The following is a 12,767-nucleotide window of genomic DNA, read 5'->3' as shown; positions in this document are numbered from 1 at the left end:
AAATGACAGATTGCGATCTTTGCGGACGTGCACTCCCGACCGTTAACCCGGTCCGTGCTTTCCCTCCCCTTCTCAAATTCGCCTATCCTGAAGGTGTCTGGAAAGGGCTCTGTGAAACCTGCCTCGATTCCGCCCAGAAAACCTATATTAGCATTGACAAAGAAGAACTCTCCTGCAGGAGAAACAAATGTGCTCTATGCGGAAGAAAAGGCAGGGTTTACCCTGTGGAACTTCAGGTCCCTGATTTCTCAAAAGGAATTGTAAAAAGAGAAGCAAATGTCTGCACAATTTGCCTGGAAGAGGTCAATACGGCTTATATTAAGTTCAAGAGAGAACAGATCGAGCAGGCTCATGAAGAGGGCAGAATACACGGGCATGAGCACGTTCACGAGCATTGAGTTTAAGTAAAGCTGCGTTTGCGGCTTTATTTTATTTCTTTTTTTAGCAGGCTTTCTTCTGAAGGTGTCTGCGGCGTCTTCCAGTGTTGATTCTTAAAGTTGCTATGAAATACCTTAATTTGAGAAAGTGATTTTTCCTCTAGGATTAGTGGACGAAAAAAGGTTATACATGAAAGGAAGATAAATGCGTATAAAAAAGATTTTGGGATTTTTCCTGAAAAAGGTGATTATGTGACCATTACACATGGACAATACGTTGTTAATGAGCATGGGGAAAAAGTGGCAATAATTCTTCCTATTGAGGAATATGAAAAAATGAAAGAGGATCTCCATGATCTAGCTATCGTTGCAGAGAGACGTAACGAGAAGACTTTTAGTCTTGAAGAGATGAAACGAAGACTGTAAGTTCAGAGCGATGGCAGCTTATACAATCGATTTCAAGGCCAGTGTAGAGAAAGATTTAAAGAGAGTGCCAAAAGACAGGCTTCCTGATATACTCGAAAAGATTGAGGAGCTTGCAGATGTGCCTCTTCCATCCGATTCAAAAAAACTGTCCGGTGCTGAACATCTGTATCGTGTTCGGGTGGGAGATTACAGAATAATATATGAAGTAGTGCACAAAACGAAGAGTGTAACCATTTTTTACGTGAGAAATAGGCGTTCTGCTTATCGTGGATTGTGAATCATTTTCAGTCCTAGTTCTTTTTTCTTAATACATTCCAACACATATTCCGCTTATTTAATCAGGTGAGGCAAGTGTTCCCTTTGCGGAAGAAAAGGCGGAGTTACTCCTGTTGAACTGCAGATCCACAGTTTTTAAAAAGGGCTCGTAAAAAAGGATGCTCCGGTTTGCTCGGTGTGCCTGGAATCCATAAATGAGGCTTATATCAAGTTTAAAAGAGAACAACTTGAGGAAGCCCATGAAGAGGGTCGTATACACGGACACGAGCACGTGCATGAGCACTGAATTTAAGTAAAGCTGCATTTTTGCAGCTTTATTTCTTTTCTTATTTTTTTGAAATAACTATTTAAAATTCAATAGATAAACTTCCGTGAATTAAATTCTCCAATTGTTGGTTTGATATTTTCCTTTTTTCGTAATTTAGTAACTATACTCATCTGCTATGTCAAAATCAATGTCAACAAGCTAATTTTAGGTAGGTTGAATAATTATATTTTTTGTCTATTTTCTTAGTATATATTTCGATTTAAGAGTCGATTTCCATCAAGCAGTTGTTTAACTTGTCCATAAATAATTTATAACAAAAAATTTATACAGTTGTATGGAGAAAGTGGTTCTGTAAAGTCTTCGGGGGATGGACACATTCATAGGTCCAACGCTAACTGGAAAAAATTCTCATCCCCCGAAGATTTTACAGTACCAGATATATGTTGTAGAAGTAGGAAAATAGATAGATTTTTGTAAAATCTGAATATTTTCAGAATTTTTTTCACGGTGGAGTTGATCTGGTCTCGTAAATGCGCATGGATCAAGATTTTAATAAAAAATTTTCATTAAAAACACCGATATTGTAACATTTCAATATAATTTACAACTCAAAGGAGAAATTTAATGAAAATAAGAATTGCAATATCATTGATGTCTGTAATTTTTATGCTTGCAATCGCAGTTATATTAATCAACTTCAGATATGGTTACGATGCATATGTCCTTGCAGGATTAATGAGCATTATCTCTCTTTTCGGTTCCATGCTTTTTTTGTTGGAAGCAAGAAAAGTGCTACCCAGATGGTATCTAGCTATTCCGTTTTGCATTTCACTACTTTTAATAGCTATCTTATGTTTTTGGGAAGTTAGTGTTGGAGCATCTCTTATACAGATTGTAACACCAATCGTTATTGTTCTTCTAGCGTTACTGTCTCCATTCTCGGTACTGGTCTTTTTATCTTTACATAAACGTCCTTACTCAATGACAGCATATCTTGCAGTTTCATCTATAGCGAGTATTATTTCTATATTTTCTCTTTTTTTAGCAGTCTTGGAGATTTTAATAGAAGGAGCACTTTATGGTACTTCTACAATGTATTCGAGTCTCGCGATACTCTATGTGATTTATTGGCTAGTAGTGATGCCAATTATGGGGTTAGCATTTTTGCTCCGTGCGATAACGTAATGAATCTCATGAAATCAATTCATTTGTCATCGATTAGCATACTATCTGTAGTAAATATGTTATTTTTTATGTGATTTTATGTATACTTTTTGATTAAATCGAGATGCATAAAAATTTTAAGTAGCCACTTTATAGTTAACAGATTCCTTAACCGAATACAAATGGAAATCAATTATATCTCCATTTGAGTCAACTACTCAGTAAAAATATTTCCATTTACTTTTTACTTACATAAGGGTTCCACCTCAATTTCTACGTAGTGTATGCTAAGGCCAACCAGATATGATATCCTTTCTGGCATGTTAGTATGTATTAGCATTAAGAGAAGAAGAAAAACTTCTCGAATATAGCTCTTCTCATCAATTTATAAAATATTAAACAGTTGGGTTATAAACAGTTTGGTTAATGTCCTAACTAACAGAGTTTTTCACAAAATTTTTCTATTTACTAGATTATTTTTAATATTTTATCTAGTTTGGTTATTTAAATTATCATTTTTGAATCCAAAATCAGGTTGTATCCCTGTTAGAGTCTTTCGTCTCTTCCATAAATTCATTTACTCAAACGGTGCCTGGAAAGAGCTTTGTGAGACCTGCCTCGATTCCGCCCAGAAAACCTATCTAAGCATTGACAAAGACGAACTCTCCTGCAGGAGAAACAAATGCGTTCTGTGCGGTAGAAAAGGCAGGGTTTACCCCGTGGAAATCCAGATTCCCGATTTCTCAAAAGGAATCGTAAAAAAAGATGTAAATGTCTGCACAAACTGCTTGGAATCCATCAATGAGACTTATATCAGGTTCAAAAGAGAGCAGATCGAGCGTTCGGCTTGTGAATACGGGCACGAGCATGTTCATGAGCATTAAATTTAAGTAAAACTGCATTTTGCGGCTTTATTTCTTTTCTATTTTTTAATTGATTGTTATTATTAAAATTCAATGAGCAAACTGTTAATTTAATCTTGTAATGGTATACATTTATTTATTTTTGTTTTTTGTCATTTAATGATCGCCCTTGTGTACTATCTTAATATCAATGTCAATTAACTGATTTACATAAGTTGCGGAATTATCTTCTTTAACGATTTTTTAGTATTTATTCCAACTAAAAGTGAAAATTACTAATGTATTTAGCCAACTAGTTCACTAATGTTTTATAGCAAAAAAACAAATGATAATTAAAGCACTACAGAAGGGGTATAGCTGCACTTTAAAATCTACTTTATAATTGCATTTTCTTTTCTGGTAATATATGCAAATACCGTTGCGGCGGATACAATTACTGTTGATAACAGTGGAAATGAAAATTATACCTCTATACAGCAAGCTGTGGATAATTCGAGTGATGGAGATACAATACTTGTTGATAAAGGAACATATATTGAAAACGTAGATGTAAATAAGAAGCTAGCAATAGTCTCAAAGTCGGGAAATCCGGAAGATACAATAATTCAAGCTCTTCATCCATATGATCATGTTTTCCATGTAACCGCGAATAACGTGACCATTAAAGGTTTTGGTTTGAAAAATTCTAGCTCAGGAAGTGGAATTTATCTGGACAGTGTGCAATATAACACTATTGCAAACAACCATTTACAGGCTAATGCGGTAGGAATTCATCTCTGGAATGCTGCTAAAAACAATATACTGATCAATAACACAGCATCAGACAATAGCTGGTCAGGAATCCGATTGTCTCCAGATGACAGTGAGCTTGCAAGCAACAATACGCTTATTAATAACACAATTGTCAACAATACATATAATTTTGAAATTTATGTTGCATATAGAAATGCTAGTATGCAGAACAATATCGATACTACCAATACTGTAAATGGAAAACCTATCTATTATCTTGTAAATGCTTCGAATATTACTCTAAATTCTACCTTAAATGCTGGAGCCATTTATTGCATCAACTGCCAGAATATGACAATAAAAGATCAGATTCTCCAAAACAACTCCCAGAGCATTGCTTTATTTAATACAAGCAATTCAAGGTTTGACAGCAACATCCTATCAAATAACGCCGTTGGAATCATTCTGGTTAACTCGGATAATAACAGTGGGTTGAATAATATTGCAATTAATAATATGTTCGGCATTGCAATAGTTGCATCCACTGATAATCACTTAAGTAACAACGTGGCAAATTCTAATGGTATTGGATTTGATGTTCATGAATCAACAAACACTGAATTGAATAACAACACTGCAAATTTTAATGAAGATAATGGTATAGCTTTAAGTTCTTCTATACAAAATAAAGTAACTGGAAATATTGTAAATCACAATGGTGGTGGAATTAAATTATTTAATTGCAGTAACAGTTTGCTAAACAATAATATTGCAAATTCAAACATGTATGCAGGAATTGATCTGGGGAGTTCAAAAGATAACATTCTAACTGACAACATTGCAAATTCGAACAGGGAACATGGCTTTGAACTTGCTGGCTCAAATAGTAACACTTTGAGAGGTAATATTGGAAATTCAGATATGGATCATTTACCGGATAATCCTCAGAATCGTACTTTTAAAAATGAGATTGAGGATGAGGATATAGAAAATAAATCTTTTATTAGTTCTGTGATTTCTGCAGTTGCATCCTGGGTATAAAATACATATATAAATGCACATACATTCACAAATAATATCATGCCAACTCGAACGATCAGCATAAGTGAAGAGGCCTACGAGAAACTCAAAAGCCTCAAAACCTCAGAAAAAGATAGCTTCTCGGATGTGATCCTCAAGTACTATCCCAGAAAAAGAAAACTATCGGAAGTTCTCGCAGAGATAGGTCCCAATCCCGAACTTGCGGACGCAATCGAAAAAGCTTCCAGGGATATGAGAAAGGCAAAGATAAGGGAAGTTGATCTTGATGCCGGTGCTTGATACTTTTTTATCGTTGATCTATTAAGAGGAAATAAGGAGGCACTCCAGAAGCTGGCTGAAATGAAAGTTCAGGATGTTCCCTTATGCACTACCGAGATTAATGTACTTGAACTGTATCGGGGAGTATATATATCCAGAAAGACGGATCAAAACCTGAAAGAAATCAAAAAGCTTCTGGAATGTTTCAGGTTCTGGAACTCGAAGAATCAGTCTATGAAGTCTTTGCTTCCCTCTCTGCAAATTTGCTCTCAAGGGGAAAGGCTATTGGAGCCTTTGATGAACTCATAGCTGCTATCACATTACTTCATGGCGAGAGAATAGTTACCAGAGATAGTCACTTCAAAGAAGTGCCAGAGCTTGAAATTATAAGTTACTGATAAGCAATTAAAAAAAGCAGTTAAAAACTTTCTTTTAAACCTTAATGCGACCCTAAACAAGTCCAATTTTTTAAGATAGAAAGATAATAAGTTCACAGCAGCATCAACTCTACGCTTATTGTGGTTTATTCAAAACCCCCCTTCTCCTGAATCCTTTCTAAGAAAACTCTGTTAAGGAGGTTTTCATGGTACCTTCTGTCCAGATATCTTGACATTATCTCCTGCTCTATATTAATTTTAAAGCCTGCATCTCTGATAAATACCGGGATATTGGGTTTTATAATTTCAAAATTAATAACAGATGATGCATCGTTCATAACAACAAGATCAATTCTGTCCGTTTTAAGAAAACTTGCAAGCTCCGCTGTTATTTCCAGACTTTTCTGTATCCTTTCCCTTTTAGTAACACTGCTTGAAAGGAAAACTCCGAGATCAATATCGCTTAAAGGTCCCCTGTGATCTTTGGCTGTTGAGCCAAAAAGGTATGCAAGTTCCACATGTTCTTGAGTTTTAAAAAACTCTGCAAGTCTGGAAATTAGAGTTTCTTTCTCCAACTTATAAAGCTCAGAGATCATTTCATTGCTATTTATGTTTTATTCTTTCAAATATATTCTCTCAGATATCAGTTACATCGGGCAGACTTTAACACAAAGCCCGCAGCGTAAGCCTCCAAGTACATTAAACATATACTGTGCACACTTCTCCCTGTCAATCTCACCATTTTGGGAAATAGCGCCAGCCGGGCACACTTCAATACATTTCATGCAGCTGCTGCATTTTTCGTTAATAAATGGCAGCAAATCACCTTTTTCTTCTCTTTCCAGCGGGGCATCTGTCAGTATTGCGGTCATTCGAACCCTGGGACCGAAATCTTTTGTAATAAGGAGATGATTCATGCCGAAATTTCCCAGACCTGCATGGTATGCGGCATATTTGATGGAAAGGTTTGCTTTGAGGGTTTTGCGGTCAGCATACCAGTACCCGAATTCGCTTCCTTCGGTGGGCACGATAGTTGCCCGGTATCCTTCCTTTTCAATGATTTTAGCAATTTGGAATGCAGCTATCCGTAGGGTTGCTGTCGCTGCCATAAGGGTATTGGTATATTCTGCCCTCCCGGCTGGAAGGGTATCAAAAGCACCTTTTGGCACGCCGACTCCCAGGATTATAATTGACTGCACGCTTGCCATCACATCTTGAGGTTTGTTTCCGGTATATTCAGGGTTTTCAAAGCAACCTGCATTGGCAATACCGACAAAATCCGCATTCATTCCAGAAGCAGTATCTTCTATCTTTTTTCTAAGAGCGATCTCCCTCATGTTATCTCCTTTTAAGATCAGGTTTCTATTAAATTTAAACTCAATTTTTTCTCTTTTATTTTCTCTTAGCGATTATAATTTTGTTATTCTGTTTCTTTTCCTTTGAGAGATTTCTCTATTTACAGGTTCTGGTTTCGTGTAAATATAAAGAGACATATAATAAATGAAGAGACAGTTAAGATGTATCACTAGTTTAATGGAAAAGAAGGTATGATTAGAAGATAAGGAGTATGACAATGGAAGAAATAACAATCCAAGAATTTGATTTTGCCCTCATCAATGAATTTTTCACAGAGCTTGAACGGCAGGGACCTGGCAGCCTCGAAGAAACCATCAGGGCATTAAGTTTTATCAGAAATCTTTCAAACAAAACAAAAATTGCCGATTTAGGCTGCGGCACAGGCTTTCAAACAATGGTTCTGGCACAAAATACAGAAGCAACCGTCACCGCCCTCGATCTTTACGCCGGCTCGATTGATAAACTTAACGCAACAGCCGAAAAACTTGGTTTGCAGAACAGGGTAAAAGGTATTGTCGGTTCAATGGATAATTTGCCATTTCAGAATGACGAATTTGATCTTATATGGTCTGAGGGGGCTATTGCCAATATAGGTTTTGAAAAAGGCTTGAATCACTGGAAAGGCTTCCTTAAAAAAGATGGTTATATTGCCGTAACATATGAGTCATGGTTTACCGATGAACGTCCCGCTGAAATCGAGAAGTGGTGGTTGGACGCAGTTCCTGAAATTGGCACAATAGGGTATAATATTTCCATCATGCAAAAAACAGGTTATATTCCTGTTGCCGCATTTACGCTGCCTGAAAATTGTTGGATAGACAATTATTTTATTCCGCAAAAAGCAAGGCAAGAGGAATTCTTGAAAAAACATGCGGGAAATAAAACAGTTGAGGATATGATTGCATTTATGAGGCGTGAGGCAGACTTGTATTCAAAATACAAACAGTATTATGGATATGTATTTTATATTGGGAAAAAGATGTAAAATAATAATGGGTTACGCCGTTATTTTTATGTTGTACATTATATAAGAATGCAAAAGATAATTAATAGACATCATTAAATTAATGAGACAGCTAATATATAAATTATTAGTTTAATCTGTATATTGACAGATCATAATTATAATAACTACAGTTTCAAAATTTCTTCTATCCTGATCCGGAGGGGTTAGTTTCAGGTTTCTGGGGGGTCAATTCTGAGAATTATGCTTATCGGAGATTGCAGTAACAGGCGGAGGTTCAGTGCCGCATTGGTTGTCGTTTTGTTTCTGTTTTCAGCAGGCATCGGAAGTGCAGAAGTTATCTATGTAGAACCCGGGAATTCAATTCAGGCTGCAGTAAATAATTCTACGTCTGAAGATATTGTAATCGTCAAAGCCGGGGAATACCAGGAGAATATTATTGTCAATGTGTCAGGCTTAACCATAAGTTCGGAATTTGAAAGCCCTGATCATGTGCTTTTGAGGGCAAAAGATGGAAATTCCAGTATATTCCAGGTTAAGGCTGATAACGTAACTATCAGCGGCTTCAATATAACCGGGCCTGGGAAACTTCCCGGCGTTCCTGAGCCTTCGAATTCTGTAAATTCTTCTGTCGCGGTTAATAATTCCAGTGGTCCCGGTGATACAGGAGAAAACCAGTCGTCGGGGCAGGCTTCGAATTCGGGGTCGAATACGTCTGTTTATGAGTGGGATGAGATAGGTTGCCCTCCAGCAGGGATCTGCCTTGAGCAGGTTAACAACTGCACAATCGAGAATAACACGTTTTTCGAAAACCGATACGGGATTTACCTGCAGAACTCCAGGAACGTTACACTCCTGAAGAACACTTTTTTCCGTAACGGTATCTGGCTTGATGAAGGATGCGGGAGGAATCTGCTGATAAATAATACCATTGAGGAGAGTAACCTTGTGCTTGGAGCTCACTGCTGGGATAATATAATGTTCCAGAACAGGGTCTCGAACGGCGATGGGATAAGTATTGCCTGCTGCGGCGGAAACAATCTTGTCTCAAGGAATGAAATCATAAACTGCAGTACAGGCATCGATATTTACGACGTTCAGGCAAGAACTGTGCTGCGTGACAATCTAATTACAGGTTGCGGGAACGGAATTTATCTAACTTTTGTCTTCGATTCCAGGGTCTATAATAACACAATTTCAAACAGCAGCACGGGCATTTTTCTGAGGGAAGATTGCCACGACAACGAGCTGTCTAACAATACAATAATAGCAAATAACGAATCCGGCATCTATCTGCTGGACTACAGTGCAGATAACCGCATTTACAATAATTGCTTCAATAATAGCATAAATGTGAGGACCGAAAACGCTGAGGGAAATATCTGGAATACTACCCGTTCACCCGCGACAAATATTGTAGGGGGTCCTAGCCTTGGAGGGAACTTCTGGGCAAATCCGGAAGGGACAGGTTTTTCCCAGGTCTCAAACGATTCGGATTCGGATGGGATCTGCGACCTGCCATTCAATATAAACGGAAGTGATTTTGATTATTTCCCGCTTGCCAGACCTCCTTCCGTGATCGGGGTGGATCTTACGGTCATAATCGGAATGCCTGAAACAAATAATACATCTGATGTTTCCATTGAGGTTGACAGAAGTGCCCTTGACTTCGGAACCCTGCTCTCCGGGCAGCCAGCAGGACAGTCAGGCAAACCTCAGGTTTTGCAGGTAAGGAATACAGGAAAAGGCAATGTCAATCTTTCCGCTGAAGTTAGAGACTCTTCAGGCACGGTTTTCTCAGAAGGCATCTATATCTCTTCCCTTTTCTGGTCGAATTTCTCTGAAGTAATTCCAGCTAATTCAAGTAAAGATTTTGAAATTGTACTCAAGGTTCCGGCTAACTACTCCGGAAATGGCACTGAAAAAGGATCTCTCGTTTTCCTGGCTAAACAGGTTTGAAAAATTAAATTCAATTTTTTTATATTTTATTTTTTCATACTCATTAATTTTTTTTCTTTGCTCTATATTCTTTTTGCATCTTTCTATAGTTTTATTCTCCTGCCATATTCTGTTATTTTCTCCCTTCCATTCTATCTCTATCATTTTTTCCATTTTTTTCAATTACTTTCTATTTTTATCATTTTTTACCTGAATTATCATTTTACTGATCTTTCAATGCTTTATCCTGGCTTTTCGATTAGCCGGGACTAAATTCCTTTTTTCTCTGCAAACCCTGACAAAAAATTCATTTGGAATAAACTCCTACATTATAATTACTATGAGACAGTCGGCGGGAATATGGTTATTTATAATACTGGGTCTGCTCTTCGGTCCGTTTGCAGATTTGGGGTCTGCGGATGCTGTTACCCCGGACAGTGAGGAAACAGACTTCCGGGAACTCAGGGCTTTTGACCTGCTCTGCAAATGTGAAACCGGACACATAGTCAATACGGTTTCTCTCTCTTCCGGGGGAAGTTATGTTGCAGTCGGGGGTTTCGATCATAATGTTTCTCTTTTTAATCCTGAAGGGAAAAAGCTTTGGAATTATACTACGGGAGATGTTGTTTATACCGTATCGATTTCTTCAGACGGAACTCGTGTAGCTGCAGGGAGCAACGATAACAGGGTATACTTTTTTACTCGGGATGGAAACCTGCTCTGGAATTACGAAACAGGAGGCAGTTTGAATAGTGTTGCGGTCTCTTATGACGGTTCGTATGTGGCAGCAGGCAGTGAGGACGGCAAGCTTTACTTCTTTAACAGGGAAGGCAAGCTTTTATGGGATTTTGATTCCGGGGCTCCAGTTCGGAGTGTAGTCATCTCCAGGGATGGTTCCTATATTGCAACCGGGAGTTCCAATCAGTATATTTACCTTTTTGGCAGTAAAGGAAATAAAATCTGGGAAAAAAAGACAGGCAGTGTAATCAATAGCGTATGCATGACCCCGCATGCTTATTATGTGGCTGCCGGCGGGTCCAATTATAATGTTTATCTACTTGACCGGAAAGGGGAATTTTCCTGGATGCATAATCCTGCTTACTGGATCAGCAGCGTTTCGCTAACAAGCGACGGTTCACACCTGGCAGCAGGAAGTTTTGACGATAGGGTCTACCTGTTTAACAGTACTGGTACGAAACTCTGGGACTACCAGGCAAAAGACGATATATACAGCGTTGTAATTTCGCCCGACGTTTCGTTCATTACAGCCGGAAGCTGGGATGATACGCTTTATGTCCTCGATATGGAAGGAAACGAATTCTGGAACACAAGTTGCGGAGGAAATATTAACTGCGTATCTGTTTCTCTCGATAGCTCGACTCTTGCCGCAGCGAGCGATGACGGAGCAGTATACCTTTTTGAGCGAAATTCCACGGTTTTTGCAAGGCTTTTCGGAGAAAGTTTCCTTTCCAGGGAAAAAATCAGGGAATCCGATCTTGAGAAGGTAGAAGCCGGAATGACGAAAAAAGAAGGAACCGCAACGACCGGGGGCATTGAAAGTGTAGTTGAGATTGCCTCGGCATCCTCAGGCAAAGATTCGGGTGGTATAAATAGTGACGGAGGCCCGGGTGCAGTCAACCTGAACTTTGAAAAGAATTCCTCAAAGCTTTCGGAGCTGCTTAATTTCTTTAAGTTTCCTATAATTCTTTTACTGGCAGTCTTAATAGTAGCAATCTACCTGAAAAACAAAACTTTCAAAAAACGGACTTCGGAGGAAGACTCAGGCGATTTTGAAAACCTTGATGACGAAGGACGCATGTCTGGGAATTAAGAAAAAAATCCGAAGCCTGAAATTTCAGCTCTGGAAGGTTACCCTTCCAGTTCTGTAAATTCAGTTCGGTATATCTAAATAATACAAATTGGGATTATATGATTTTTTAGCCGGTAACTTTCAGTTATAAAGCTGATTACTCTCTCAAGGATCTTAAATCTCTGAACCTCTTAAGGATCCGAGCCTTTTATCGTCTCCATAGCTTTCAGATTTCTTTGCTTGCAGCTTCGGATAAAACCCTTACGTGGAAGTCCGAATCAAGCTCATCAGCAAGCTTTTTACATTTCTCCAGGTCTATTTCGGACACTTCAACTACCGTAACTCTTGTACTTATTCCTGCCTTCCTCGCCTCTCTTATGAAATCAAGTATCGCACCATAAGCATTCCTGTGAATCGGCCGGCAGAGTTTGTTATATTTTTCTTCGGACTCGGCGTTCAGGCTTACGGAAATGGAATCTATTCCAGCGGATTTAAGTTCCGAGATCACATCTCTTCCGGGATTTATCAGGGCTGCCTGTCCATTGGTATCAAGCCTGATCCGGATACTCCGGCTTTTTAGCCAGCGGGTAACTGCAAGTACCACGTCGAGCCTGAGGGTGGGCTCCCCAAGGCCTGTGAATACGATTTCCCGGTATTTCGAAAGGTCCAGTTCCCCCAGGGCTCCGGTGACTTCTTCAGTTGTCGGTTCTCTTGATAGCCTCAGGTCATACCCGTAAACCCCGTCTGCAAAATTGCGGATGCAAAAAATGCAGTCTGCACTGCACCGGTTTGTAAGGTTAAGATAGAGATTTTTATGAGCTTCGTAGTAAATTGTGTCCATGAGACCAAAATTTCTTACATTCCTTATAACCATGACGTATTAATTCATTTGTTGTCCGGGAATTGAAAATAGCCTT

15 protein-coding genes are annotated in these 12,767 nt (G+C 38.6%); 11 read left to right on the top strand and 4 right to left on the bottom strand.

What is annotated here, in order from left to right; translation table 11 throughout:
• The first annotated feature begins 2 nt into the window (after positions 1-2).
• The 3 genes from EQO05_RS09075 to EQO05_RS09065 all read left to right on the top strand — a co-directional run bounded on the left by EQO05_RS09075 (position 3) and on the right by EQO05_RS09065 (position 1,080).
• Positions 3-398 carry a F420H2 dehydrogenase subunit FpoO gene (locus EQO05_RS09075; RefSeq protein WP_128505783.1) on the top strand — a complete coding sequence of 132 codons (396 nt, stop codon included), beginning with the start codon at positions 3-5 and terminating at the stop codon, positions 396-398.
• Between the two features lie 231 nt (positions 399-629).
• Entirely contained in the window at positions 630-803 is a 174-nt protein-coding gene (locus tag EQO05_RS09070) for a type II toxin-antitoxin system prevent-host-death family antitoxin (RefSeq protein WP_128505781.1), read from the top strand.
• 10 nt (positions 804-813) lie between these two features.
• Positions 814-1,080: a type II toxin-antitoxin system RelE/ParE family toxin gene (locus EQO05_RS09065; RefSeq protein WP_128505779.1), complete on the top strand. Its 267-nt coding sequence runs from the start codon at positions 814-816 to the stop codon at positions 1,078-1,080.
• A gap of 57 nt (positions 1,081-1,137) precedes the next feature.
• Here the strand turns inward: EQO05_RS09065 and EQO05_RS09060 are convergent, their stop codons facing one another.
• Positions 1,138-1,383, bottom strand: a complete 246-nt coding sequence (locus EQO05_RS09060) for a hypothetical protein (protein WP_128505777.1) — start codon at positions 1,381-1,383, stop codon at positions 1,138-1,140.
• A gap of 588 nt (positions 1,384-1,971) precedes the next feature.
• Here EQO05_RS09060 and EQO05_RS09055 point away from each other — a divergent pair.
• The 5 genes from EQO05_RS09055 to EQO05_RS09035 all read left to right on the top strand — a co-directional run bounded on the left by EQO05_RS09055 (position 1,972) and on the right by EQO05_RS09035 (position 5,803).
• A complete protein-coding gene (locus EQO05_RS09055; RefSeq protein WP_128505775.1) occupies positions 1,972-2,532 on the top strand; it encodes a hypothetical protein in 561 nt (186 codons plus the stop codon).
• Between the two features lie 497 nt (positions 2,533-3,029).
• Positions 3,030-3,395, top strand: coding sequence for a F420H2 dehydrogenase subunit FpoO (gene fpoO / locus EQO05_RS09050; protein WP_128505773.1), 366 nt, complete (start codon positions 3,030-3,032; stop codon positions 3,393-3,395).
• 462 nt (positions 3,396-3,857) lie between these two features.
• Entirely contained in the window at positions 3,858-5,147 is a 1,290-nt protein-coding gene (locus EQO05_RS09045) for a nitrous oxide reductase family maturation protein NosD (RefSeq protein WP_164888519.1), read from the top strand.
• A 39-nt stretch (positions 5,148-5,186) separates the two neighbouring features.
• The gene (locus EQO05_RS09040) at positions 5,187-5,426 is read left to right on the top strand and encodes an antitoxin VapB family protein (protein ID WP_128505769.1); all 240 of its coding nucleotides are present in this window, start codon (positions 5,187-5,189) and stop codon (positions 5,424-5,426) included.
• A 179-nt stretch (positions 5,427-5,605) separates the two neighbouring features.
• Complete coding sequence (locus EQO05_RS09035) at positions 5,606-5,803, top strand: type II toxin-antitoxin system VapC family toxin (RefSeq protein WP_128505767.1); 198 nt, start codon at positions 5,606-5,608, stop codon at positions 5,801-5,803.
• A 125-nt stretch (positions 5,804-5,928) separates the two neighbouring features.
• On the opposite strand, the gene EQO05_RS09030 is transcribed toward EQO05_RS09035, so the two are convergent.
• Together EQO05_RS09030 and EQO05_RS09025 are read right to left on the bottom strand one after the other, a co-directional pair.
• The gene (locus tag EQO05_RS09030; RefSeq protein ID WP_240664521.1) at positions 5,929-6,357 is read right to left on the bottom strand and encodes a nucleotidyltransferase domain-containing protein; all 429 of its coding nucleotides are present in this window, start codon (positions 6,355-6,357) and stop codon (positions 5,929-5,931) included.
• 72 nt (positions 6,358-6,429) lie between these two features.
• Positions 6,430-7,119 (bottom strand): 4Fe-4S binding protein, encoded by a 690-nt coding sequence (locus tag EQO05_RS09025; RefSeq protein ID WP_128505763.1) that lies wholly within the window; start codon positions 7,117-7,119, stop codon positions 6,430-6,432.
• 236 nt (positions 7,120-7,355) lie between these two features.
• Here EQO05_RS09025 and EQO05_RS09020 point away from each other — a divergent pair, with 236 nt between their 5' ends.
• From EQO05_RS09020 to EQO05_RS09010, 3 genes are all read left to right on the top strand, one after another.
• Positions 7,356-8,123, top strand: a complete 768-nt coding sequence (locus tag EQO05_RS09020; RefSeq protein ID WP_128505761.1) for a class I SAM-dependent methyltransferase — start codon at positions 7,356-7,358, stop codon at positions 8,121-8,123.
• A gap of 222 nt (positions 8,124-8,345) precedes the next feature.
• Positions 8,346-10,061, top strand: coding sequence for a nitrous oxide reductase family maturation protein NosD (locus tag EQO05_RS09015; RefSeq protein WP_128505759.1), 1,716 nt, complete (start codon positions 8,346-8,348; stop codon positions 10,059-10,061).
• Between the two features lie 385 nt (positions 10,062-10,446).
• Positions 10,447-11,871: a WD40 repeat domain-containing protein gene (locus tag EQO05_RS09010; protein WP_240664519.1), complete on the top strand. Its 1,425-nt coding sequence runs from the start codon at positions 10,447-10,449 to the stop codon at positions 11,869-11,871.
• A gap of 205 nt (positions 11,872-12,076) precedes the next feature.
• Here EQO05_RS09010 and EQO05_RS09005 read toward each other — a convergent pair whose 3' ends face one another.
• Positions 12,077-12,724, bottom strand: coding sequence for a TatD family nuclease-associated radical SAM protein (locus EQO05_RS09005; RefSeq protein ID WP_128505756.1), 648 nt, complete (start codon positions 12,722-12,724; stop codon positions 12,077-12,079).
• Positions 12,725-12,767: the final 43 nt, after the last annotated feature.

This window comes from Methanosarcina sp. MSH10X1, from assembly GCF_004099695.1.
Classification (GTDB): domain Archaea; phylum Halobacteriota; class Methanosarcinia; order Methanosarcinales; family Methanosarcinaceae; genus Methanosarcina.
This window is presented reverse-complemented; position numbering and strand designations above follow the sequence as displayed.

Coding starts and splice junctions, on each gene's coding strand:
- EQO05_RS09020 (WP_128505761.1), top strand. CDS start 7,356: ATGGAAGAAATAACAATCCAAGAATTTGATTTTGCCCTCATCAATGAA.
- EQO05_RS09065 (WP_128505779.1), top strand. CDS start 814: ATGGCAGCTTATACAATCGATTTCAAGGCCAGTGTAGAGAAAGATTTA.
- EQO05_RS09005 (WP_128505756.1), bottom strand. CDS start 12,724: ATGGTTATAAGGAATGTAAGAAATTTTGGTCTCATGGACACAATTTAC.
- EQO05_RS09055 (WP_128505775.1), top strand. CDS start 1,972: ATGAAAATAAGAATTGCAATATCATTGATGTCTGTAATTTTTATGCTT.
- EQO05_RS09060 (WP_128505777.1), bottom strand. CDS start 1,383: ATGCAGCTTTACTTAAATTCAGTGCTCATGCACGTGCTCGTGTCCGTG.
- EQO05_RS09040 (WP_128505769.1), top strand. CDS start 5,187: ATGCCAACTCGAACGATCAGCATAAGTGAAGAGGCCTACGAGAAACTC.
- EQO05_RS09015 (WP_128505759.1), top strand. CDS start 8,346: ATGCTTATCGGAGATTGCAGTAACAGGCGGAGGTTCAGTGCCGCATTG.
- EQO05_RS09035 (WP_128505767.1), top strand. CDS start 5,606: ATGTTTCAGGTTCTGGAACTCGAAGAATCAGTCTATGAAGTCTTTGCT.
- EQO05_RS09025 (WP_128505763.1), bottom strand. CDS start 7,119: ATGAGGGAGATCGCTCTTAGAAAAAAGATAGAAGATACTGCTTCTGGA.
- EQO05_RS09075 (WP_128505783.1), top strand. CDS start 3: ATGACAGATTGCGATCTTTGCGGACGTGCACTCCCGACCGTTAACCCG.